The sequence below is a fragment of the Vreelandella sp. 21 genome, from assembly GCF_050995515.1.
Lineage (GTDB): Bacteria > Pseudomonadota > Gammaproteobacteria > Pseudomonadales > Halomonadaceae > Vreelandella > Vreelandella alkaliphila.
The window spans coordinates 3,591,791-3,616,029 of sequence record NZ_CP194673.1 but is presented as its reverse complement, the minus strand read 5'-3'; the positions used below and the strand labels follow the sequence as shown (position 1 = coordinate 3,616,029).

Below are 24,239 nucleotides of genomic sequence, written 5' to 3'. Positions count from 1 at the left end.
AACGCTAGGTGCTTAAGTTCTTAAGCACCTAGCGTTATTACGTTGGCATTAGCTCTGAATAGATAGACTCATTGAGCCGGCTAGAATCACTGCGATCAATTCCGCTTGGCGCCGAGTGTCGGTTTTTTGGAACAGGTTGCGTAAGTGAAAGGCCACCGTTGTCGCGGAAACGCCCAGTAGCTCGGCAATATCTTCCTTGCGTTGTCCCTCGGCCAAGTGTGTGGCGATAGTTGCCTCGGTGGGAGTGAATCCGAATAGCTCGGCAAGCAGTGGCTCTGGTAATTGGACGCGCTGATTCGGGTCGATCAGCATCACGGCCACGGCGGGGCTATCGGCGGTGGGCGCACCGTTGGCGAGTGAGCAGATAAACAGCATCAGGTCACTGCGTCCCCCCAAGCGGGAAAGGCGTAGGCAATCAGTGCTTTCAGCACTAAGCCGATTGGCGACTAGGCTTCTGCGTACGGCTTGATGTAGTTGTTGGCTGGACGTGTCGCTAATGCCTTCCAGGCTAGGAATGCCGCTTAATGGCGGCTTGTCGAGGTTTAGCCTTAAGGCCGCTCGGTTGGTCAAAAGTGGCTGGCCGCGGTTACCCAACAGCACTACACCGGCGGCCATCAGGTCGAGTGCGCTTTTGGCCGCAGCGAAGGCATGCTCACTGATCTCACTGCGTAGATGGTTGATACCTTGGCGCAAATGGTCGAGCTCTCGCGTGCTTTTGGCGCGCATACGGCTTACCTGTCGCAGTCGCGCTTCTAGCGTGGCCAGCAGCAGATCGTAGTCAATCGGTTTAACCAGATAATCGTCGGCACCCAGGCGTTTGCCTTCGATAATGTCAAAGCGGTCTGAAAGCGCGGTCAAAAAGATAAACGGTGTATCCGCAAGTTCTGGGAATTCATTTCGCACCTGCTTTAGCAGGTTATAGCCGTTCAGGCGCGGCATGGTGATATCGCACAGAATTACATCGGGCATCGCCTTCAAATGCGCTAGCGCATCGAAGCCATTGCTGGCTTCCACCACGCGGTAACCCGCCTCGCGCAGCTCGTCGCATAAATCGCGGCGTAGCTCTTCATGATCTTCAGCACATAGCACCAACGGCGCACGTTCATTCATCGTGCTAACTCCTTATCAACTTGAGTACCGCATTGATCTGCCTGTGTCTGTACTTGGGGCAGGGTGAGTTGGAAGGTAGTCGTCTCAGATGTTGAACGGAGCAATGTCAGCTCGCCCTGTTGAATATGTGCCAGCGTGCGGGCAATGTTGAGTCCTAGCCCAAGCCCTTGCTGGCCGGTGCTATTGGCACCACGATAGAAACGTTCAAAGATATGCGACTGCTCGGCATCAGGAATGGCATCTCCCTGATTACTGACACGACAGTAAGCCCCGTTTGCATCACGTGATAGTTCGACATTGATGGGGCTTCCCTGGCGTGAATATTTGCAGGCGTTGGTCAGCAAGTTATCAATAATGTGTTCGGTTAGCGCTTTGTCACAGCTTACCTGCAACGTTTTTAATCCCGGCGGAATCTCCACGTTAATGAGCAGCCGAGTAGTGCTGAGCGCTTCCTGATGTAAGTGGCATGCCTTTCTGACCAGCTTAATCAGGTCGTGGGGCTGTTGATGGCTACTTACCTGCCCCGCGTCTAGCTGTGCAGTCAGCAGCGAGGCATCAACCAATTCAGTCATATGGGCGACGGTATCACGCAAGCGTTGATAGCGGGCAGCCCGTTCTTCTGTCGAGTAGCCCGAGTGGCGGCGCATCAAGCGCTGCAGGCCTGAATCAATCACTGCCAGTGAGGTGCGAAACTGATGGGACACCATGGCGGCGAAGCTACGGTAGAAATCACTTATGCCTCGTTCACGCTCCAGGGCGTTTTCCAAGGCAATCGCTGTTGTTTTATAAGAGGTAATGTCAGCAAGGCGCATGACGTGTCCACCGGATTGTGTTCTGCGCAACGTCAACTGTCGCCACTCGCCGCCAGCAAGTTCGATATCGCATTGTGCGCTGGCTTGGTGAAGAGGCAGTACTGCCGACGTGCTAACACAGGTTTGGCAGAGTTTCGTCACAACATCATGCAGGGGAGTGCCAGGAGAGAAGATGCATTCTGTCTCAGGGAGTAACTGCGCTAAACGTGCGTTGATTAACTGTAACTGCCCGGTGGCATCAAAGGCCGCAAAGCCATCAGGCGCTGTGTTTATTGAATCTGCCAGCCTGCGCCGCTGATCTTCCAGATCCTGAGTGCGAGCGCTGACGACGTCTTCCAGGTGATCAAGGTGCTGGGTAAGCGCTTCTTGTGCCTGCCGGCGTTTGCTAAGCGCCCATAGCAATAACAGGCCTAACAGTAGGCCAGTGACCAGTATGCCCACGGCCGAGTAAATTACCTGCATTAGGCTATCGCGATAGTCGTCCAGCCGCTCACCGGTAGCTTCCCACTCTTCCATCATGACCGCATTGGCCATGCGGTTTAATGTGGTAAGCAGCGGCTGAATATTGCGGTACATGTCGTCCGAGGTTAGTTCGTCCAGCAAGAACAGCGGTAGCAGGCTGTCAATGTGCGCTAAGTGCTCAAGGGTGTCATCCAGTAGCGGTTCAAAGCCTAAGGCTTGAATATACCGACGCTGTGGGCCTTGATCCATAAGGATTAGGCGGCTGTAGAGCACATCTAGGCGTTGCTCTGGCTGAGCATCAGTATGCCCCATGGCATGGCGATGCACCGCTTCCTGCAGGCGATGGCTTGCTAACTGGGACTGAGTGATCACCCACAGCATGTTCTCGTCAACGTTGCTGCGCATATCTTTCTCGACTCCGGAAAGACGCAGTAGAGAGAAAAATAAAAGAATAATGAACAGGCCAATGGCTACTAGCGGCAACCAGTACATACGTGCACGAGCCTGAAATCTGATCATTCCACGGTCAGCCCGTTAAGTTGCCACACCCAGCGGTAGTCGTAACGAATATCTTGCAACTCTGTGTGGTCGCTGCGGGGATAAATAATCCACAGCGGCCCTTTATCACGAGGTGTCAGCGCTTCGCCATCCATATGGGTCGCCACCAGCACATCGTATTGATAAAAGTCGTCCAGCGGGATTTCAACGATGTAGTCATTCAACGCGGTGGCAACGACCTGCTCCCCGTCGGCACCTACCCACTCCAGCAAGTCACGCAGTAAAAAGCCTTCAAAGTGATTAACGCCATCGGTGACCGACGTCTCTGTGGCGAGCGTATAGTAATTTAGCGAGCTAAGCATTAATGCGTCGAACTGAGCGCTATCGCCCGCATTGGTGTGACTGATGCTGCCATCAATCGCCAGAATGATAGGTTCCGAAGGCTCTGGTAATGGGCGTTCACCGAGTTGTGCAGCGCTATCCGCAAGCAATTGGGTGGAAAAACCAGCGGTGGCAAACAAGCTAAACAAAAGGTGAACTAATGGCATGTCATTGTTCGCTATTGCGTGATTGATAATGCGTGGTTGGCATTACTGAATAAGCATTACACCCGTCATTATGACTCTAGCAAAGTGTTTAGGTTTGTAAAATAGCGTTAGTGCTTGTGCCCTATCCAAACGAAGGGGGCGGTAGTTAAGGAGAGTGCTAGCCTTAATAAAAAATGTAACGAGCTGATCAGACTTATGCGGGTAACTTCATCGACAGTGTGTTCGGCGAACAGCCTGAAAAATGCTCAAGCTAACGTTGAACGTTGTGTGTTTTTGCTGGTGTTGCTGGCCGTGATATGGCCTGCAAGGGCTTCAGCTTATCCACAGATGGTTTTCGTACAAACACCTAATGATACTGTCGAGCAGGCACAGCCTTTTCGCGGCGAAGCTCGGCTGGTAGGCGAGGTGTATGGCGATAATCGTGACCTGTTTCGTTGGTCGCTGGACGATGCTGAGACGGATCGTCTCTGGCATTTAGAGCTTCAGGGCGATGGTGAGAGTGAACTGGATGCGGAGCTTTTCTGGCCCGGGGAGAAGGTGGGTAGCACCTCTGGCGTCGCGACCTTTGGTGCCGACCCAGTCACCGAGGTCAGCGAAGATAAATCTCTGCTGACGTTGTCTGCCGCGCCGCGCAACGATCGTGTGGTTAGCGAGTCGCTGATTGTGCCAGCCGGTGAGCATCTCATTCGCTTTTTGCCGAAAGAGGCTGGGGGCGCATACCGTTTGACCTTAACGTCTGGTGACCGGATTAATATCCGCGGCACTGTGGGGCCAGACGACGCTGATGACATCGCCGTCGAGCCGGGGCGACAGTGGTATTTCCAGCTCAATGTCGCCGACGTTACTATCCCTCTGATCTCAGAGGGCGACTCGCACCAGCTATGGCGAGTGGCGCTATTCGGTGAACTGGGTGCTGCCGTCGAAGCATGGATTACGGATGCTGATGGCGAGATGATTGCCGAGGCTGTGGAAGGGTCGCCGCTACAACAGCAGTGGGGACGGCTTGATCTGCCTGAAGGTAGCCAGCTGCACGTGCGTCATACGGAAGGTAGCGCCATTGGTCGCCTGGGGGCCAGTATTAACGTAGATGGGATGCGCCGGGATGAACTCGCCGCTGAAGACGTAGCAGCAAAGGATGAGAAAGAGGAGGAGACTCCATTCGCGGGCTCCCCCGAGACTCGTCACTGGGTTGGTGAAGGAGAGGTGGTTTCGCTGACGATGGCTCGCAATGAGCGTCGTTACCTCGCCTTCACGGCAGCAGCGAATCAGGCGCTGACGCTTGGTGTTAGCGCTGAGGACATTGATGCCCAACTTGAGGTTTGCCTGAGTGCGGTCGGCAGTCACGATGACATCTGTCGCACAGGACTAAGCGAAACATTGTTTTCCCAGATGACCCTTCCGGATGGTGATTACGGGTTGGCGCTGCGCCACCGCAGTCGTGAGCCAGCGACCTATACATTGAGCCTGCACAGTGATAAGCCAGCACCGGAGGGCTGGGTCTCTCGCCCCAATGATGCCCGTGAGTGGGCGCTTCCCCTGACGGCGGGTTCATCCATCCACGGGCACTTCGATGGCAGCCAAGAGGCCTGGTTTGCACTGCAGGTTACCGGTGAGACGCAACAGTGGGCCATTTCCACCGAGGGTGAGTTACCGCTGGAACGGCTTACTCTCTATCAAGATGGTGAAAATTCAGCCTTTCTGGACAATCGCAGGCCGCGTCGGGGTAATCAGAATCTCTGGCTGGAGCATGTGCGGCTGCTGCCTGGTCGCTATCTTATCCGACTTGTGGGAGAAGACACCGACTATCGACTCCTCGCCTCACCGACGGGCAAGCCTCAGCCTGGTTTCGAGCAGGAACCTAATGATGATGACCGCGATGCTAACCCGCTGTGGCTGGGCGAGCCAGTGCAGGGCACCTTTCATTCTTCGAGCGATCATGACCGCTTTCATTTCCATCTGCCGGGACATAATCGCGTGGTGTTCGAGCTAGACCCACCCGAGGGCAGTGCGATCGAGATGCAGTTGGAGTGGCAGGGCGAGCGTCGTTTCAGGCTCTCAGGCAATGAGGGCGAACGCGTCCGTATTGACCCTGTATTGCCGCCGGGTGACTACATCATGCTGCTGCAGGGCGAGGAGGCTTCCCGATCTCGCTATAAGGCGCAAGTTTCCATCACTGACCCCTGGACCCATGAGGGTATGCCCATGCCAGCCGAGCGCCCTGAAGAGGCACCGATGCTGCCGGAAGATGCTGTTATCAGCCGTCAGATGGGGGGCGTAAGCAGTAGCGGTGGTTTCCTGCGTTTGCCAGTGACTGAAGGGGATAGAGACGTTTATCTGGAAGGCCGGGTTCGTTCTCTGGGTGGTGCCTATACTGGCCTCGCGTTTCGCACCAATGCAGGTGACGTATTGGAAGTGGCTGATGCAGAAGGTCGTGGTCGTCATGTGGTTACGATACCGGGCAGCGAGGCGGTCACTCTGGAAGTCTCTTTCGGCAGAGCCTCACGATCCGTGACGATTTCGGATCCTGCCTATCCACTACCAGAAACACCCTCACTGGAAGGAAGTCTGGAAACAGCCGTTCAGCGCCTGCCACCTTTTGCATCGACGTGGCAGCGTCTGGGTTCGCGGCTGATATTGAGGAATCCTGGCGAGGAACAACAGACGCTGACGCTGGACTCCCATGTCAGCCATGACGGTGCTACGGTTTCTGGGTTGCCTGAAGAGATCGAGTTAGCGCCGGGGGAGTTGCGCGAGTTGCCGCTTACCTGGATGCTGCCGCCGAACATGTTAGTCAGCTCGCCACTGTCGCTGTTCGTGAGAGCCGGTGAGCAGGTACTTCGCCAGGACTTGGCGCTGGACCCTCAGACAGCCCCTGTCGCTCCCTTCACCAAGCCTGATGTACCCGCACCGTTGCAGGGACTTGCCAACTTGGCCTGGGGGGCGCTCGGTGCCACCTTCGTTGATCCTGATAGTGGAGAGCCGATCGACGACCTGTCGCAACGCCGGCATGGTTACTCCCACTTCCTGCTCGACGGCATGGCTGGATCGGGCAGTTCGATCCAGGTGGCAAGCGATATAGGAGACGCGCTGCCGCCAATTCGCTTGGCTGGCGAGGGCGGCCGAGTGCTGGGTATCGCTTTCAACCAGCGTTCGACTCACGATCATGGTGACCGGTGGCGCGAGGTGGAGGTAGCGTTGGGGAGTCGTCATGGCACCCTTGAGGTAGTTGAAACCGTGGAATTAGGTTCCGGTGACGGCGAACAATTTTTCGAGCTTGAGACGCCCCATGATGCACGCTATATCCAGCTGCGCCCTTTGAGTGTCTGGGGCGATGAGGGAAGTCGCCGCCGTACTCATGGTAGCGGGCTATTGCGGGTGCTCGGTGAACCGGAGGGTGAGCTGGCCCAGCGCCGCCATGATTTGCTCGACCATGAGCTTGGCGGGCATTGGGTCTATACACGTCCGGATATCTCCTCGCTCTATGGATTCCAAGGGCAGCGTTACACCGCAAGAGGCATCATGGGCGAGCGTCAGGTGCGTCGTGGCCAGCGTATCCGCGGGCGCACTATCGAGATGGTCTTCGCCTTCCTGCATCAGCGCGCGGCGCGTATTGATGAACTGCAGTGGATCGAAAACCTCGATTGGGAAGGCCAACCCGTCGAACGGGTGAGGGTTTATACCGCCACTGAAAGTCCGGTGGGCCCCTGGGAAAGGCAAGCTGACTGGACGCTGGAACGGGATGCCGAGGGTGTGGCCAACCTGCCACTGCCCGACTCGCCCCGAGTACGCTACCTCAGGCTGGTTTTCGACGAGCCTGAGGAAGGCGAAGGGCGGCGCGAGAATACTTGGCGTATTCCCGAAAGGTTGAGCGCCTACGAAGCGGACAGTCTGGGCAACCGCCGCTCTGTATTGGGGCATTGGGGCATGGATCACTCCCGTGGCCCGCTAGAGGCCGAGCAGCCCCCCGTTGAGCTGTCTTTGATCGATGTTGAGGACGCCCATAGCCATGTCGATGCGCCGCTAATGCTGGAGAGGCGAGTCACAGGAAGGGTCGAAGAGCCGAGAGATGCGCGCCACTATCGGGTCGACCTGGAGGAAGGCGATAACACCCTGGCGTTCGCATTGCAGGAATCCCTGCGTGGCAGGTTGCAGGCGAGTCTGACGGATCATGAGGGCACGGAAGTGCCGCTCGCCTGGCAGTATGGTGAGGGCGGCCAACGTTTCGCCGAGGTGGTGGATCTTGCCCCAGGAACCTACCGGCTGGTGGTCGCTGAGCCGCCCCGCTCGGTGGCGATTCTCTGGGATGGCAGCGGCAGCGTGGCAAGTCACCAGCCTGCCATCTATCAGGCGCTCAATCGCTTTGCCGAGGTGCTGAAGCCAGGCCGGGAAGTGTTCAATATGCTTCCCCTGGGGGGGCCGCTGTTGATCGATGGCTGGGCGGAATCACCCATCCAGGTGGCCCAGACGCTAAATGCCTATAGCGGTCGCTTCTCTAGCTCCGATTCCGAACCAGCGCTGAAGCGTGCAACTCGTGCTCTGGAACACCAGGACGGCGAGAAGGTGATTTTTCTGATCACTGATGCTGAGCAACTGGGTCGTGACATGTCGGTATGGCGTGACCTGGAACGCGTACGTCCGCGAATTTTTACCCTCGAGATCACCCATGGTAGCCGAAGGGACACCGATGAGTACCGTTGGTACCAGGATCAGATGCTCAGCTGGGCTAATGTGGGCGGTGGCCGTTATCGCTATACCACAGGGCGCAGCGACCTTATCCGCGCCTTCGAGGAGGGGATGCGCGAACTGCGTCAGCCCACCACCTTTGCACTGGAGGTTGATCGCCGCTACCAGGAGCCGCCTAAGCCGGGCAGTTTACGGGTGGTCCGTGGTGATGAGCCGGTGGTGGCTGCCGGTGTCGTGCACCTGATCTTTGATGCGTCAGGTTCCATGCTACGTCAGATGGAGGGCGGACGGCGCATCGAGGTCGCTCGGCGCATTGTTCAGCAGGTGCTTGATGAGCGCATTCCTCAGAGTGTGCCAGTGGCGCTGCGTGCTTTCGGCCATACCGAGCCACACAGCTGTGCCACTGAGCTGCTGGTTGCCCCTGGTGATGACAATCATGCACAGGTGCGGCGTGCCGTCGAGGGTATCCAGGCCATCAACCTGGCGCGCACCCCGCTGGCCGACTCGCTGGATGCCGTGCTCGACGACCTAACGGATTACCAGGGACAGCGGCGGCTGGTGGTCATGCTCACCGATGGTGAGGAGACCTGTGACGGCGACCTAGAGCAGTCGGTGGCCCACCTAATAGAAGAGGGCATCGATGTGCGCCTCAATATTGTTGGCTTTCATATTGATGAGATCGGCCTGCAAGCCGAGTTCGAGCGCTTCGCAGAACTAGGTGGTGGCGAGTACTTCGACAGCCATGACGGCGATGAGCTTATCGAGAGCCTGGCCAGTGCCCTGGCGGCCACCTGGCGGGTGCTGGATGCCGCCGGTGGTGAGGTCGCTAGAGGGCGTGTGGGTGACGATCCTATCGAGCTGGACGTGGGTGAGTACGAGTTAGTGGTGGAGACTCAGGCGGGGATACAGCGCCAGACTTTCGACGTCGGGCCACGCCAGTCTGTAGAGGTTCAACTGGGGGAGGAAGGACAATGATGAGGTCCAAGCTAGACACCATGTTGACCGCTATTCGGGACACAGTGCTGCTGGCACCCATGCTCTGGCTGGGTAGTGTTGCCATGGCCGACGAAAGCAGCCCAACGGCAGAGCAGCTGAGCGTTGAACTACGTGCTACCGAGCGCCAAGTACGCCTGATTCTAGGGGATGTAATGCGCCATGGCACCTTCGATGCCCCAGCAGTACTGGGTGTCGTGGACAATGATCCCGAGAAGTTGGCTAGCTGGGTGCAGGAGCACACCACCTATGTGCCTTATCAAGGCGTGGTACGAGACGCGTTCGGTGTGCTGCAGGATCGGCTGGGCAATCATCTGGATCGTGCCATGCTGCTGGGTCGCCTGATAGAGGAGTCCGGCCGCGCGGTGCGTCTGGAAGTCATGGATGTGCAGGAGCTTTCACCGGCTGTGCAGTTACTGGATGAGCGTCCCCGCCCGCAGCCGGTATCGATAACCGCAGACACGCAGGAACTGCTTAACCATTTAAGTCCCCGCTCGAACGAATTGCAGCCGGACCGACCTGACCCTGCTGTGTGGAACCGCTTCGATCAGGATCTTCAGGCGCGGGCCATCAGTCTGATAGAACGGCTCGCTGGGGATTCTGGCTTTCCTGCCTGGGATGAGATAAGCCCCGCAGCTGAGCGGGAGGCCGACCCGCGTGTACGTGTCTGGTGGGAGAACGACCAGGGACGTTGGGTGTCCACCGACCTGAGTGAAGGCATGGTTAGCGCAGCGGCAGACTCGCCTTCGGCCGAGAGTCAGAGTCTGTCGGCCGCCAGCCGCCGTTATGCCCATCGCTACCAGCTTGAAGTCATCGCTGAACGCTGGCAAGAGGGCCGCTTCGAGCGGGTCACCTTGCTGGAGCATGATCTGGAAGCGCATGCCCTGGCCATGCAGGCCATTCGGGTCGGTGTTGTTCCAGAGCAGTTCGAAGTCGACGGCTTTTACGCAGGAGACCCCGACCAAGCGCTGGCAAACGATCTTCTGGCCAATACCGCCTGGATACCCTATATCCGCTACGGGGAAGAACTGATACTTGGGGATCTTATTGATGAACAGGGAAGTGTCCGGGATCCGATGCTGCCTGCCCAGGCCAGGCAGCTGGAGGAGGCCACCAGCCTGCTTGGGGGCATCAGCGTTGGTGGGCGTGCTAAGCAGAACGAGTCCCATAATGCTTTTATCGGCCTCTCGCTGGAGGTAACCCATCGTTATGGCGATGAGGTTCTCAATCGGCTGTCGCGCCCCTGGTTTTCCCTAATTCCGGAAGAGGCGTCAGCCTTCGATCTTGAGCCCGAACAGCGCCTTGAACGCGCCGTCGCCCTGGTGCGCGACTCCAATATCCTGCTGCAGGTAGCCGAACCCTCTGAGGCGTTGCTATGGCGCTATGGTCTGGGCCTCTTCTTGCGTAATACCCATGCGCTTAAGGGCATGATCATGGCCCTGGACGATGCCGACTTCGAGACACTCGACGGTGCCATCCATGAGCTGGTAGATCTGCCGCAGACGGCAATGCAGTTCGCCAGGCACCGCTTTACGGCGTCCTTGAATCCTGAACGTTTCTATATCGGTGAGCCTAATCTCCTGATCGAACATGTAGGGCTAAAACACCTGCCGGAGGGCTTCCGGGACTACCGCGCTATCGATCTGGCCCATGTGCCTCTGCACCTTGTTCCGAGTGACGACGACGCTCGACAGCTGCGCTTCTCGCAGGGGGTGCTGGAAACCTTGCTGGAAGCGGAGCTTTTAGCGCTACGGAACCCTTTACCCGACAGGGATAGGGGTCTTGACGGGGAGAATGCTGCCCTTCATCTGGAGGCGGCCATGGCCAGCGGTGAGGTGGGTCTCTGGCTGTCGCCGGGGGAGGCGAGTCGGCTCGATGACCTCATGCTTCCCCGGCTGTCCCGACTGGCTATCCAACACCAACTCGCGCAAGGGCAGCACCTTTATTTCCCACTAGCAGCGTCCCTCGAGGATGGGGCCGGGGACAAGGCGCTGCCCCTCGCCTGGTGGGTAGTAGATACAGACAGCGGGCAGGCCCTCGGCTACGGGGGCGTGGGTTGGGGAAGCTTTGTCGATTACTCAATGCTGCTGCAAACCAGGCTTTACCTGCTGGCGACATCGCTAGCACCGGGTGGTGCGAAGGTCGCTCTCGGCACCTTTCTGGCATGCGGGTTTGCGTCGGCAATGCTTTCACTACATGTGTACTCCACGTTGGGAGGGGAGCTGCCTCAGCTCGTCGATATGGTGGCTGGAGAGAGTCTGGCTGTCGTCGAGTATTGCCTGAAATCCTACGTCAAGATGACGCATCCGACACTCTAAAGGAGGTAATGTCATGAAAAGAGTGTTCCTGGCACTGTGGCTTATCGTCGTTAGCCCGCTGTCACTGGGTGCTTCGCCGGAGCTCTGGATCACCGGCGATATCCGCGGCAGCTTGCTGCCCTGCTTCCAGTGCCCCGAGACCTCGGCGCCGGGGCTGGCACGGCAGGTGGGCGTGATGCAGGCGGCGGCCGCCGATGGTATCTGGCTGGATGCTGGGGGCTTTCTCGATGGCGGCGAAGTGGATGTTCTAGGGTTACAAAAGACCCTTGCGCTGGCGGAGGAGCTGGGCATGCAGGCCCTGCATCTGACTTGGCGGGATGTCAGCCCAGCCCTGGTTGATAGTCTGCCAAAGATACGTCTTCCGCTTGTCTCGGCCAGCCTCGTCGATGTCCGGGGTGAGCCGCTGGTACCACCGTCGTTGGTGGTCGAGCATGGCAACCAGCGTATCGCGGTTATCGGTATCTCAGGTGTGCCGACGGACTATCATGACCTGCCCGCCTGGCAGGCGTTTAGTGGGATGTTTCGTCTGCGCGAGGCAGGGGAAGCGCTGAGTGAGTCCCTCGAGGGATTGCCTGGTGATGTTGACCGAGTCGTCGTGCTCTACGCCGGCGATCACGGCATCCTGCGTCAACTCATCGACCAGGTAGGTGAACGTGTCGATGCCTTTGTGATGGGCAGCAGCTTCGGCAACTTGTACAGCGCACCGCCCGAGGCAGTGATTGATGCGCGTAGCCAGCAGGGGCGCCGACTTACCCGGCTAAACCTGCCTGAGCTGACCGCTACTTACCATGACGTGACATTGAGTTCTCCGCCCAACGAAGCAGTGGTAGAGGCTCTGGAGAGAGCTGGCCTTCGCCATGCAAGGCCAGATCGTGAGGCGCGCGCCAACATGGTGTTAGCAGGGGAGCCTGACCTTTCGCCGCCGTTTCGGGCTACTCTGCTGGTCGAGCAGTACAACCGTGTCATGGGGCTGAGCCTGCTGGGAATTGAAACCCGCTCCGAGTGGCAGGGAGAGACGGCGCCAGAAGGCGAGGCCTATCTGGTGCTCGACCTGCTGTTCGAGAATCGCAAACCCTTTGACCTGATTCAGCAGGATGGTGGGCAGCGTGCCCTGCGGGTTGGTAACCTGGCGCAGAACCTGGTGCTGCTGTCCGGTGACAGAACCCATGCGGCGATCAATGACTCGCTGAACGGCGCTGAGCTATTGCCCGATACCTTCATATTGCCGCAACCCGGAGGGATCCGCCGTGGTCAGGTGGTGTATCGCCTGCCAAAGGGCGTGTCGGATCCACTATCTCTGCGCTTTTACCATATTGAATACCCGGTACTGGCGCTGGCGCTACAGGAAAGAGAACCTGATCCTGATGTGCCACCTGATATTGACTTTCAGCGGCATGACTTTCTTGAGCTCGGTGTTGCCAGTATTGAGGACGTTGAGGCGGCTCAATTGAACCAAGCAGCCGATGATCGACGCTTTGTGGCGGTGGAACTGCTCGGCAGAAGCCGACTGACGCGCACTAACCCAGCCAACCATCATGACGCCAATGCCGATCCCGACCAGACGGTCGAAACGCCTCGAGCGGTGCCCTATCTCTATGCCGATCAGCACATCCAACTGGTCAGCTCGGATGGCTACGCCTACTTGCCGGATTGGGCGCTCAGCGAGCTTGAGCGTATCCCCGCGTTCCTACCTGATATGTTGACGGGTGGTCGGCTGATCTTCTCACTGCCCGAGGCAGTGGACACCTATCGGGTCGCTCTCTATTTCCCCAATTTCGGCACCATTACTGAGGGTGTTCAGGGATTTCCCGACCTGATGTTCTTCGGTGATAACGCCAAGGACTTTGTTTACCGCGAACGTGACACCGTCATCGACTTCGGCCTCAAGCAATTACATGTTCGAGTGACCGATATTGAGCGCACCAACGAGGGGCTTGAGGTGGAGGTCGAAGTCTTTAACGAGACCGAAGGCCCTGGCTTCTGGCCCATGGAGGACCGTCTGGGGATTACTCCTGCCTCGTCAGGGCAGCGCTTGCCGCCAACGGCGATCACCGACCCCTACGGCACGCCACTGGCTTGGAATGCCCATCTTCCTCCTGGAGAGCCGCGGCGCATGTGGCTGCATTTTTCGCTTGATGATGAAGAGGGCGAAGGTCGTATCGATGTGCGTGGGCTGAATGCCAACCCGTTCCAAACGATCACTTGGGATGTCAATCAAGTCGTCGCTGAATGAACGGGAGTGCCGGTATTAGAGGTATCCGTTGACGCACCATGCGCATTGAGTAGTGAAAAAACTAACAACAGCCTGTTCGTTTAAACGGGGCACTGCTGCTAAGTATGGCTTAACGTTAAATAACAATAATGTTTTCGCTCACTTCCTGAGGTCGACTATGTCGGGGGAGAGTCGCATGTGTTTATCGCGTTTTATCTATAATCGGCAAAAAAGCTGTATGCAAAACAGTATTTCCAGCATGACTGAACCACGATCCATGAGGCGGTTTCTGAGCATGTTTGGGGCCAGTGCGGCAATGTCCTTCGGCCTGCTCAATGCTGGCGCGACGGCTAACGCGGATGATGTGAGCGAGCGAATGCCGCCCGGCCTTTTGTTTGAGATGGTTGATCCGACCCTTTGCAGCATGCCACCCGTGAGCATATCCGACGCTGATTTGTTAAGTGGCTTACAGGCTGCTTTGGATAGTGGTGATCCCGACATGGCGCCGACAGTATCCGGGCGTTGGGAGGGGGCCGACAGTGGCGATCTTATGGGGCAGGGCTACTTCAGCCACAGTGACTCCCGTGGGCTGGTGGTGGCCAGTGAGCTGCTGCTGAGGGGGGAAGGCGACGACCTTCGCTATGTGTGTCTGGTGCTGGCGCCCCACGAAAATACTCGGTTGCTGGAGGGGGCGGCCGACGTGGTGGGTTCAGAAGCGGAGGCCATTGATGGCGATACGTTCATGTTGGTGGCGATGCTCGGGGAGCGTATTGAAGGTGAGTTCGCTCCACTGGCGGAAGTCATCACTGAGCAAGGCAGTGTGACCTTCAAGCAAGCCAGAGAGCATGAATTATCGGGGTATCTTGAAATCAGTGGCCAACTAGAACCGGTACCGGGTAGTGAAGGTGTCAGCGGTGATGTGCGTATTGAGCTTGACTTGCTGGCGCTAGAGCACGATAGCCAGATGAACCCCATCAACTGGGGATCTGATGACTTGGTGGATGCCGCCGCACAGGCGGTGGATGATGCCACCCTTCAAGAGCTCAGAGCGCTGTTTTTGGAGGGTATCGATTTTGCTGCTGAGCCACTGATGCTGTCTGAGGACAGCGATATGATTCAGCACGATATTTATCGCTACGATTATCAGATATTTGCAGAGCAATCCCAGCGTGACTTATTAGATAGAGACAGGGACCAGGTCTTCTATCACCAGGATGACCACCTAGTACGTATTACCCGCCCCAGCACTAACATGCCGCTGCCCATGATCAATGAGCTGGTTTCACCAGATTTTGTGCTGGATGAAAACAGTGCAGAAGACTTTCGCGATTTGCTGATCATGCTATATGGCGAACACTTTTTCGATGCAGTGGATGCCGACCCTATCCTTCACCCCAGGCCCGACCAGTGGGCCTTTGTCAACGGTACCTTCTTTGATGATTACACCGCTTTCAATGTGTTTACCAACGATGAAGGCCGTGAGCTGGATGTGCGTTATGAACTTAGGTTTATGGCGCAGTGATCAGTGGCGCGAGATGGACATGTTGCAAGGCTTTCAGGCCACCACATAGTCCGCTCAAACACCGTGAGTGAGAGCAAAAGTGAGGGTATGGATATGGATGGGTGGAAACTAACGGTTGTCTTGCCCGCTGTGGCGCTGGCGCTCGCTGGATGTGGTGACAGTGCTGACAACGCAGGCATTAACGCAACGGATAATGCCGACGCACAAACCGACAGCAGCGTGGCAGCCTCCCAGGGCAGTGTCTCACCGGATAATGAGATGCGCGAGTGGCTCGATAGCCTGGATGAAGGCGCATCGATACTGACTATCAGCGGTGCTGTGACGTCAACCGGCGAATACACAACGGCAGACGACCCACGCTATGGCGGTGTCAGTGTTGATGTGTTTCGACCTGGCAGCGGTGGTGGGTCGGCACGTGCTGGGAGCAACGCTGATGGCCCTTATGCGCTGACCATCTATACCGATGCGTTGCATGAGGATGAGCCCGATAACGTAGTGCGGGCCTGGATAAATCTCGTGTTACCCGAGGGTGCACAGGCAGGAGAGCGCTATGCAATCGCCAGCTTTTCAACGGCTGATGAGCATCAGGTTCAGGCCCATGTGCGTGGTGATGGACACGCATGGACATTTGCCCACCAGGTCGAAGGCGAACTGCATCTGGTCGAGCTTGGTGAAAGTGTTACTGCAGCATGGCATTTTGATGCAGCGGACGGTAACCGTGAAGATGCTGCACGTGTGGCGGTAGAGGGTGCCGTTTCTGGGTTGGCCTTCACGCCTCAGCCACAGGCTCAGTACGAGTTAACGGTCAACGGCGACAGCGAAACGCACCTAGGACGCATTGCCATCAATACCACCAATACCGGCGACATTCTATCGATAGGGAATCGGATTTCCTTGATGTTACCGAGCGGTATCACGACAGGGGAGTATACGTTGTCAGATCGTGCCAGTGATGATGCGCTGAGAGTCATCCTGTCTCAGCACACAATTGAGCAGCTTGATGGAACACTAACACTCACGGAACGCGAGGGGGTGTTTGACGCAGATATCCGGTTCGAAACCAGTGGCGAAGACAGCGTCTCGCTCAACGGACGCCTCGAAGCACTGGCGCTCAATGAGTAAGTAAACTCACTTGGTTGTTTGGGAGTAGCTCGATATGTGGGATTTTCGCCTTGGGCAGGCCATTGGTCTGATGTTCAAAACCCTGCCTTTTATTGTCTTTCGCCTGGTGGTGTATTTCGGCATCGCGTTGGCGTATGTGCTGATGACCGGTGTCGGTGCTGGGGTAGGCTGGGGCGTCGGAGGCTTCGGTGACGAAGGCTTTCGTGCGGCTTCCACGTTCTGGGGCGGCGCCATCGGCTTTGGGATTGTTGGCGCGGTGATGTATGTATTGCGCGAGTACCTTTTGTATGTGGTCAAGGCGGGGCATATCGCTGTGCTGGTGGAATTAATGGAAGGGCAGACGCTGCCTGGAAACCGTGGCCAGATTCAACATGCCAGCCAAGTAGTGAAGGAGCGTTTTGGCCAGGCCAGCGCCCTGTTTGTGGTAGATCAATTAATCAAAGGCGTGCTCAGGTCACTAGTGGGGATAGTCCGAACGGTATTCAGAATTCTGCCCATTCCTGGGGCACAGCAGTTTTTACGCCTTGTGCAGGCATTTTTACGTATTGCCGTCGGCTTTATTGATGAGGTGATTCTGGCCTACTGCATTCGTATGCGCTCGAACACACCTTGGGAAAGCTCACGAGATGCGCTAATACTTTACGGTCAGAACCTTAAGCCGATGATGACGAATGCGGCTTGGCTGACGTTAATTATGTATTTGCTGTCGTTTGCGGTCTTTCTGGTGATGTTGGCACCGGCTGCTTTGGTGGCGTATCTGATTCCCGGTGGCTGGTCAGCAACAGGGCTGGTCGTCGCGCTGTTGTTTGCCTGGAGCGTTAAGGTGGCGATATTTGAGCCACTAGCCGTCGTCTGCATGATGCAGGTGTATTTTAAGGTCATCGAAGGCCAAACCCCGGATCCTGAGTGGGAAGCTAAACTGGATGGAGTGTCGAAAAAATTCCGCGAGCTAAAGCAAAAGGTGGCCAGAGAGAAGGCAGCCCAAACAAATGAAGCAAGTGCATTCGACCAGGGGCAGGCAGAAGAGAGTGGCGTCCGATAACTAGCAACGCTGTTAGCTGTGCTCGAAATAACGAACAACAACCACTAAAGAGGGGAGAATCATGAAATTAAACATCACCTTACCGACATATCGGATCAAGGCTGTGGCACTGGCTAGCGTGCTAATGCTACCGGCCGCGCAGACGGTTCTGGCGGATGACATTGTTGAGCAAATTGAGCTAGGGCTTGAGCTATATCAGGAGCAAGAGTACGGCGCGGCGATTACTGAGCTGGAATTTGCTATTGAAGATATGCGCAAGATGATGTCCGGACAGATTGCACAAACCTTCCCGGACGCACCGAGTGGCTGGACGGCACAAGAGGCAACGTCGGGTAGCGCCGGTGGTGCAGCTGCTATGTTTGGTGCAGGTGGCACATCGCTTGAACGCGTCTATCAGCAAGATGATGGCGATGGTCAACTGACGGCTAGCATGATGCTCGATAGCCCGCTGATTCAAAGCATGGGGGCGCTGTTCAATAACCCTGCAATGATTGCTGCGCAACCTGATATGGAACGCATTCGCCTAGGTCGTGAAGCGGCGGTAGTCAAGTGGGAGCCTGAACGCTCACGCGCAGAAGTCACACTGCTGCTCGATGGTCGGATTATGATGCAGGTGAAAGGTGAAAACCTGGCATCACAGGATGTTGCCGTTGACCTGATGCGAAGCTGGGACCTTGCTGCGGTGCGTGAGCAAAGCGCTCGTTAGGTCGCCGACCTGAGTAACAGAGCAAGGAGAGAAGTATGCCGAGTCTGCGTCTTTTGGCCTTCTGTGCTGCAATTGGTGCCTGGGGGGCTGCTTATGGTGGCGACATGGTCGCGGATCAGCGACTGGTTGATGCCGCCTCGCTGAAGGACGTCGCCGCGGTCTTTGCTCCAGAGGGTGCGTGGCAGCACCAAAACGCGGCAGCGCTAGGGGAACAACTGCGTGAGGTGCTAGCGAGTAACGGTGACACTGACAGCGTCTTCTTGGTTGATGCGGATCTTGGCCCATTGAGTAAGGCGCTGTTGGTCGTGCTTAATGAAGAACCCATGATTCCGCACGCTCGTTACCGCCTACGCTATGCCCAGGCCAATGTGACCCCAGAGGCGAGCCCACCACTGATAGTTGAGCTGGTCGAGGTGTCGCGTTTCAATCTCGGCCCAGCACGTCACGCTGAACTTGTCGAGATATTGGGTGAAGAGCAGGTGGCGTCTGTTGATGCCTTCGGTCAGGCTTCCGATGTTTCCTGGCGCCTTATCACTCGGCCCATCATGGGACAGGTTGCGGATATCACATATGCAGCTCGGCGTGAGCTGCCTGAAGATAGCGCTGAGAAGTGTCTAGGTCTGTCTTGCCAAACGATTGAGTCACTCAATGACGCGGTGCGCGATTGGCCAGAACTTGAGCCAGCCGAATTCCCGTTTAAGCCTCAACAGATGGAGCTATCGCTGCTGCAAGCCGGGCTGGAGCAGCTTGGCCTACGCCAACGCGATGAGCAAGGGCGAACCTCTTGGCGCGTACCCGAGTGGCCGGAAAGCATTACTCCGGGAGAGCCCTTTATTGAAGTCTCTCTGGAAAGGGGGATGGGACAGGACGATGCGTTAGATCTCGTTATTCACCACGACCAGTTGATGGATGATCATACCCGTGCGCTATGGGAACGGCTGGTTATCCTCGGTACAGGTGATGCTGCACGGGTGGTCACCACCCGTGATCAAGAACCCTGGCCGCGTCCGGATTGGTAACGCGCTGTATCAACCTGAAGGAGAGGTGGGATGGTCGCGACGGGCAGGTTTCTGGCAGGCTTGGCCCTGCTGTGGTGGTGCGCACAGTCAGCGCAGGCCTTTCCTCGGCTGACGCTAGAGCGTGAGCCCAACAATACGCTTAATACCGCTCAGGAGTTCCATGGCGAGGCGCGCCTAATAGGTCAGGTGGTGGCCGATGATCAAGATCTTTATCGCTGGCGGCTTGGCGATGACGATCTTGATCACTTGTGGCGTTTTCAGCTACTGGCTGATGACGGAGCCAGTGTCAGCGTCGAGGTTACGCCGTTCCCCGCCCAGGCCCAGGCGGGCATTGCCACATTCGGTAGCGCAACGCCGCCCGAGCAGGTAGCGGACGATACGCCACTGCTGTCGCTGCTGGCCACGCAGCAACGCGCAGAGGTGATAGAGAGAGGTCTTCTGATCCCCGCTGCTGATTACTTGATACGCCTGGCAGGCCAGGAGGGCGGCGGTGGCTACCAGCTGGTGGTGTCACGTGAGGCAGCGCTCACTCTGAACCAGCAGAGGGCGGCCGATGAGGCTCCCCAGCATGACGACTCCCCGCCACAATCCCCACCACAACTCCCGCCCCAGCTAACGATAGGCGAGCCCGCTGCCTTGCGTCTTGACCCTGGGGAATCACGGCAGCTGACGTTTCAGGTATCCGCGACCTCACCTCCCTTGACGTTGCATATCGATGGTGACGAGGCCGAGCGGCTCGGTATTTGCCTGTTCGATGACCAGCGTCATACGCCGACCTGCCGACACGGTGCCAATGCGCAGCTGTTTGAGGATGCCGCTTTGCCAGCGGGCGATTATCGCGTGGTGTTTGAGCCACCGCGTCGTGGTGATCCCATTGATATCACGGTGTCATTGGAGCAAGGCACCCCGCTTGCTGATGACCAGGTGAGCCTGCCCAATTATTCAGCCGACTGGGCCTATCCGATTGCGCCAATGGACACCCTGACGGGGCAGCTGGGCAGCGATGATGATGCCTGGTTCATGTTTGACCTGGGTGCAGAGCGTCGCCAATGGCAGATTCAGGCACAAAGCGACACTCGTCTTAGCCGTCTGGAACTCTATCAGCCGGAACGACTGGCGATGGATACGTTGACGTTCAATGCGCTGTTTCCTGGCGAAGATCGCGCGACAGCACACTCTGTGAATAGCGAGACGCTGCGTATCGATAACCTACAGCTGCTGCCAGGACGCTACCTGGTTCGCCTCAGCGGCAATAATGCCCCTTATCGTGTGAGCCTGACGGCGAAGGAAAGCCCGGCGCCCGGATATGAAGCCGAACCCAATAATCTTCCCCGTCATGCCAACCCGATGTGGCTTGGTGAAGCCATCAGCGGCACCTTCCATCAGGTGCATGATCAAGACTATTTTCAGTTTCATGTGCCTGGCTGGAATCGCGCGCGCTTGACCCTGAAACCGCCTGAAGAGGTGGACACCCACGCCTGGCTGCAGTGGGATGGAGAAACCCGTCATCAAAATGAACACCTGACGCTACGCGCCAACGGCGAACCCCAGCAGGCGTCGTTCTGGTTGTCGCCGGGTGACAGGTTGCTGCGGCTGCGTGGCCAGCAGGCCAGTGACACCGCCTATCAGGCACGCCTTGAACTGATCCCCCCCTGGGATCTACGCGATGGTGTGACCCCCGCACCCACCCCCGAACAGGCACCGCTTATCCCTCGCGAAACTCGCATCAGCATCGGGCTGCAAGGGAAAGTAGTAGAGGAAGGCTATCTGCGCTTGCCCGCAGGTGAAGCCCAGCGTGAACTGCTGCTGTTCGGTGGCGTAGTCACAGGGGAAAGGCAGCCACGCGGCGGGGAAACCTGGATCACCCTGCGCACGCAGGAGGGTGGCGAAATACCGCTGACGCTTGATACCCGCTCACGCGAGCACAGTGCCACGCTGCCTGCCGGTCAGCCGATCATCATGCAGGTAAGGTTCGGCCCCAATACGCAACCTGTCGATATTGTTGATGCACAGCGTGCGCCACCTTTGCCGCTTCACTTGGCGATGACGGCGGATCATACGGCACTGGCGGCCTTTGATCCCCAAGGGCAGCAGGTCAGCGTTGAAATCACCCTTAACAACCAGGCGGATGCATCGCAAACGCTAGCGCTGGAGGCTCATCTGAGTCACGACGCAGCACGCCTGAGCGGCTTGCCGGCATCGCTTCTTGTGCCGGCAAAGAGCGCCCAAACGCTTTTGCTGACGCTGACGGCTCCCCCCGATCTCGCCGAAGGCGACTCCCTGGTGGTCTTTTTACGTGCCGGTGAACACGATGAGCGGCTAGATATTGTGGTCACTCGGGAGGTCGAGCCGCGTGCACCCGTTGAGTGGACGAGTGAAGCGTCTGCATTACATGGGCTGACGGATCTGGCTTGGGCTGGCTTAGGGGCCGCTTTTGTGGACCCGGAAAGCGGCGAAAACGCAGGGGAGCGCTGGCGAAGCCGAAACACCGAGCTACGTGCTCTGATTGATGGCCTAAGCTCCGCCAGCGCCCTGAGTTGGCGCGAAATGGGCGACCCCTTGCCGCCATTGCGCCTGGCGGGGAGCGGCGGCACCTTGCATGCCTTGCTGTTCAATCAACGCTCACACCATGATATTGCCCGCCGTTGGCGGCATGTGGCCATCGCCGCAGGCAACAGCCCCGATGACTTGACGCCGTTGATGGAGGTAGAGCTGGCGGCACAGGCAGAAGAGCAGGTGTTCCTACTTGAAACTCCTGTTGCAGCGCGCTACCTGCAGATCACTCCGCTGTCCGTATGGGGCGAACCACCGGGACAAGGCGCGATTACCGGCATCGGAATGTTCCGCGCACTGGGTGAACCCCAAGGGCAGCTTGCGCAACAGACGCATGACCTGCTCGCCAGTGAACACGGTGGGCATTGGCTATACACCTTGCCGGATCTGCGTTCTTTACATGGGCTGGTGGGGCAGCGTCATACGCTTGGCAACCAGGGACGACAGGTTGAGAGCCGTGCGCGCCAAGGCGAACGTATCCATGGCCGTACCATCGAGATGGTGTTTGGCTTTCTCAACCAGCGGGCGGCACGTATCGGCGAACTACGCTGGGTCGATGACCTCGATTGGCAGGGCCTCCCAGTAGAACGGGTACGAATTTATACCTCTACCGAAGGCCCAGTTGGCCCTTGGGAGCGTCAGGCCAGCTGGGCGCTTGAGCGTGACGAAGAGGGCGTGGCGCGCCTTGATCTGCCTGATGCCCCCTGGGTTCGCTACCTGAAACTGGTGTTTGATGAGCCTGACGCTGACGCTGACGCTGACCCTGAGCAGAGCAATCCCCGTTGGCGAATTCCGGCCAGCATTCAAGCGATCGAAGCCAGCGACCTGGCCAGCGGTGAATCGATACTGGCCTATTGGGGACTCGACCATACCCAAGGGCCTTTTGACGCGGTTGCTCTGCGTGACGCCAATGGTAATGGCGCAGCCCCACTAGGCGGCGGTCTCGCTGATAGGGAGGCCATGCCAACTGCCGACCTGTGGGCGGAAGGTCGCTTCGAGGAACCTGGAGAGAGCGAGACATATCAGATACGCCTCGAAGAGGGTAACAATACGCTGGTCTTCTTTCTCGCAGAGTCGTTGCGGGGGAGGCTCAGTGCCACCCTGACGAACTCGGAAAGCGAAGCGGTGGCGCTCACCTGGCGCGATGAGCCAGGTGGCCGCCGAGCACAGGCGGAAGGGCTGGAGCCTGGGCGTTATCAGTTGGCGCTGGCCGAACCACCGCGCTCGATTGTTTTCATCTGGGATGGTAGCGGCAGTATCGGTGTCCACCAGGCCGCTATCTATCAGGCACTTTTGCACTTCGCCGAGGGGCTGCGCCCAGGTCGTGAAGTGAGTAACCTGATGGCGTTGGGCGGCCCTTTGCTCATTGATGGCTGGGCCGACTCACCCGCCGCAATGGCCATGGCACTGGGGCACTACGACATGCGCTTTCACGACTCGGATGCCGAGCCCGCGTTGCGCATTGCAAGCCAGGCCTTGGAGCAACGTGATGGGGAGAAAGTGATTTTCCTGATTACCGATGCAGAGCAAGTCGGTCGTGATCTGGGTGCCTGGGAGACGCTTGCGCAGGTCAGGCCGCGTATCTTCAGCATGTCACTGGGGCACGGCGGGCAGCGTGACCCGGATGAACTGCGTTGGTATCAGAACCTGATGCAGGCCTGGTCACGAGTGGGCGATGGCCGCTACGCCTACGCCACGGGGCGCAATGACCTGATCAAGGCGTTTGAACAGGGCATGCGGCAACTGCGCAACCCTACCGACTACCGTCTGGCCATAGAGCAGAGCTACAAAGAGCCGCCCGAACCAGGCAGTTTGCAGGTGGTCAGCGGCTCGTCACCGTCGATTGGCGCAGGTGCCGTGCAACTGATTTTTGATGCCTCGGGTTCCATGCTGCAGCCAATGGAAGGCGGGCGACGGATTGAAGTGGCGCGCAGAATTGTCGACGAGGTGCTGCAAACCCGTATCCCTGACCATGTACCGGTGGCGCTGCGTGCCTTTGGGCACACCGAGCCCCATAGCTGCGCCACCGAATTGCTGGTGGCCGCTGAGCCAGGCAGTCATGCCCTCGCCCGTGAAGCGGTAGCCGGGTTACAGGCGGTCAATCTGGCACGCACACCCCTGGCAGACTCGCTACTGGCGGTGGCCGATGATTTGGCCGCCTATGCCGACCAACCGAGGCTAGTGGTCATGCTCACCGATGGTGAAGAAACCTGTGAAGGCAATGTCGAGGAAGCCGTTGAAGCGCTTTTTGCAAAAGGCGTTAATCTTCAGGTGAATATCGTGGGCTTTCACATTGAGGACACTGCGCTCCAGGCGGAGTTTTCGCGTTTGGCGATGTTAGGCGGCGGAGAGTACTTCGATAGTCGTGATGATCAGCAGCTCGCGGAAGGTCTCAAGGCTGCATTAGCGGCTAAGTGGCTGCTTTTAAATACGGATGGAGACATCGTTGCCAGTGGGCGGGTAGATGGCGAGCCTATTATCTTACCAGCGGGGAATTATACGCTGCAGCTAGAGAGGGCAGGAGAAGCGTTACAGCACAGCATTCACATTCCACCAGATGGAAAGATTACGTTTAAATTAGATTAATACCATGCGATAGCGAAAAGGCATCATTAACAAAACATACGGTTAAACAGGAG

12 protein-coding genes are annotated in these 24,239 nt (G+C 57.6%); 9 read left to right on the top strand and 3 right to left on the bottom strand.

Features of this window, described 5'->3' with window-relative positions:
• Nucleotides 1–48: 48 nt before the first annotated feature.
• From ACN06F_RS16410 to ACN06F_RS16400, 3 genes are read right to left on the bottom strand one after another with little or no spacing between them, the layout of a single operon-like run.
• Nucleotides 49–1,110: a response regulator gene (locus tag ACN06F_RS16410; protein WP_433924329.1), complete on the bottom strand. Its 1,062-nt coding sequence runs from the start codon at nucleotides 1,108–1,110 to the stop codon at nucleotides 49–51.
• On the bottom strand, nucleotides 1,107–2,903 hold the full coding sequence (locus ACN06F_RS16405) for a sensor histidine kinase (protein ID WP_433924328.1): 1,797 nt from the start codon (nucleotides 2,901–2,903) through the stop codon (nucleotides 1,107–1,109). The genes ACN06F_RS16410 and ACN06F_RS16405 overlap by 4 nt, the downstream gene beginning before the upstream one ends.
• On the bottom strand, nucleotides 2,900–3,430 hold the full coding sequence (locus ACN06F_RS16400; protein ID WP_433924327.1) for a molybdopterin-dependent oxidoreductase: 531 nt from the start codon (nucleotides 3,428–3,430) through the stop codon (nucleotides 2,900–2,902). Before ACN06F_RS16400 ends, ACN06F_RS16405 begins: the two co-directional genes overlap by 4 nt.
• A gap of 195 nt (nucleotides 3,431–3,625) precedes the next feature.
• On the opposite strand from ACN06F_RS16400, the gene ACN06F_RS16395 reads away from it, so the two are divergent.
• The 9 genes from ACN06F_RS16395 to ACN06F_RS16355 all read left to right on the top strand — a co-directional run bounded on the left by ACN06F_RS16395 (nucleotide 3,626) and on the right by ACN06F_RS16355 (nucleotide 24,186).
• Nucleotides 3,626–9,088 carry a vWA domain-containing protein gene (locus ACN06F_RS16395; protein WP_433924326.1) on the top strand — a complete coding sequence of 1,821 codons (5,463 nt, stop codon included), beginning with the start codon at nucleotides 3,626–3,628 and terminating at the stop codon, nucleotides 9,086–9,088.
• A gap of 20 nt (nucleotides 9,089–9,108) precedes the next feature.
• Nucleotides 9,109–11,424, top strand: coding sequence for a hypothetical protein (locus ACN06F_RS16390; protein ID WP_433924325.1), 2,316 nt, complete (start codon nucleotides 9,109–9,111; stop codon nucleotides 11,422–11,424).
• Between the two features lie 13 nt (nucleotides 11,425–11,437).
• Complete coding sequence (locus ACN06F_RS16385; RefSeq protein ID WP_433924324.1) at nucleotides 11,438–13,657, top strand: hypothetical protein; 2,220 nt, start codon at nucleotides 11,438–11,440, stop codon at nucleotides 13,655–13,657.
• Between the two features lie 274 nt (nucleotides 13,658–13,931).
• On the top strand, nucleotides 13,932–15,158 hold the full coding sequence (locus tag ACN06F_RS16380) for a hypothetical protein (protein ID WP_433924323.1): 1,227 nt from the start codon (nucleotides 13,932–13,934) through the stop codon (nucleotides 15,156–15,158).
• Nucleotides 15,159–15,245: 87 nt separating this feature from the next.
• Complete coding sequence (locus tag ACN06F_RS16375; RefSeq protein ID WP_433924322.1) at nucleotides 15,246–16,280, top strand: hypothetical protein; 1,035 nt, start codon at nucleotides 15,246–15,248, stop codon at nucleotides 16,278–16,280.
• A 34-nt stretch (nucleotides 16,281–16,314) separates the two neighbouring features.
• Complete coding sequence (locus tag ACN06F_RS16370; RefSeq protein ID WP_433924321.1) at nucleotides 16,315–17,322, top strand: hypothetical protein; 1,008 nt, start codon at nucleotides 16,315–16,317, stop codon at nucleotides 17,320–17,322.
• A gap of 61 nt (nucleotides 17,323–17,383) precedes the next feature.
• A complete protein-coding gene (locus ACN06F_RS16365; protein WP_095603621.1) occupies nucleotides 17,384–18,028 on the top strand; it encodes a hypothetical protein in 645 nt (214 codons plus the stop codon).
• A 35-nt stretch (nucleotides 18,029–18,063) separates the two neighbouring features.
• Entirely contained in the window at nucleotides 18,064–19,047 is a 984-nt protein-coding gene (locus ACN06F_RS16360; RefSeq protein WP_433924320.1) for a hypothetical protein, read from the top strand.
• A 30-nt stretch (nucleotides 19,048–19,077) separates the two neighbouring features.
• Nucleotides 19,078–24,186: a hypothetical protein gene (locus ACN06F_RS16355; RefSeq protein WP_433924319.1), complete on the top strand. Its 5,109-nt coding sequence runs from the start codon at nucleotides 19,078–19,080 to the stop codon at nucleotides 24,184–24,186.
• Nucleotides 24,187–24,239 lie beyond the last annotated feature (53 nt).

What these genes read in the sequence shown, in the direction of transcription:
- ACN06F_RS16410 (WP_433924329.1), bottom strand. Translation starts at nt 1,110, where the DNA reads ATGAATGAACGTGCGCCGTTGGTGCTATGTGCTGAAGATCATGAAGAG.
- ACN06F_RS16405 (WP_433924328.1), bottom strand. Translation starts at nt 2,903, where the DNA reads ATGATCAGATTTCAGGCTCGTGCACGTATGTACTGGTTGCCGCTAGTA.
- ACN06F_RS16400 (WP_433924327.1), bottom strand. Translation starts at nt 3,430, where the DNA reads ATGCCATTAGTTCACCTTTTGTTTAGCTTGTTTGCCACCGCTGGTTTT.
- ACN06F_RS16395 (WP_433924326.1), top strand. Translation starts at nt 3,626, where the DNA reads ATGCGGGTAACTTCATCGACAGTGTGTTCGGCGAACAGCCTGAAAAAT.
- ACN06F_RS16390 (WP_433924325.1), top strand. Translation starts at nt 9,109, where the DNA reads ATGTTGACCGCTATTCGGGACACAGTGCTGCTGGCACCCATGCTCTGG.
- ACN06F_RS16385 (WP_433924324.1), top strand. Translation starts at nt 11,438, where the DNA reads ATGAAAAGAGTGTTCCTGGCACTGTGGCTTATCGTCGTTAGCCCGCTG.
- ACN06F_RS16380 (WP_433924323.1), top strand. Translation starts at nt 13,932, where the DNA reads ATGTTTGGGGCCAGTGCGGCAATGTCCTTCGGCCTGCTCAATGCTGGC.
- ACN06F_RS16375 (WP_433924322.1), top strand. Translation starts at nt 15,246, where the DNA reads ATGGATATGGATGGGTGGAAACTAACGGTTGTCTTGCCCGCTGTGGCG.
- ACN06F_RS16370 (WP_433924321.1), top strand. Translation starts at nt 16,315, where the DNA reads ATGTGGGATTTTCGCCTTGGGCAGGCCATTGGTCTGATGTTCAAAACC.
- ACN06F_RS16365 (WP_095603621.1), top strand. Translation starts at nt 17,384, where the DNA reads ATGAAATTAAACATCACCTTACCGACATATCGGATCAAGGCTGTGGCA.
- ACN06F_RS16360 (WP_433924320.1), top strand. Translation starts at nt 18,064, where the DNA reads ATGCCGAGTCTGCGTCTTTTGGCCTTCTGTGCTGCAATTGGTGCCTGG.
- ACN06F_RS16355 (WP_433924319.1), top strand. Translation starts at nt 19,078, where the DNA reads ATGGTCGCGACGGGCAGGTTTCTGGCAGGCTTGGCCCTGCTGTGGTGG.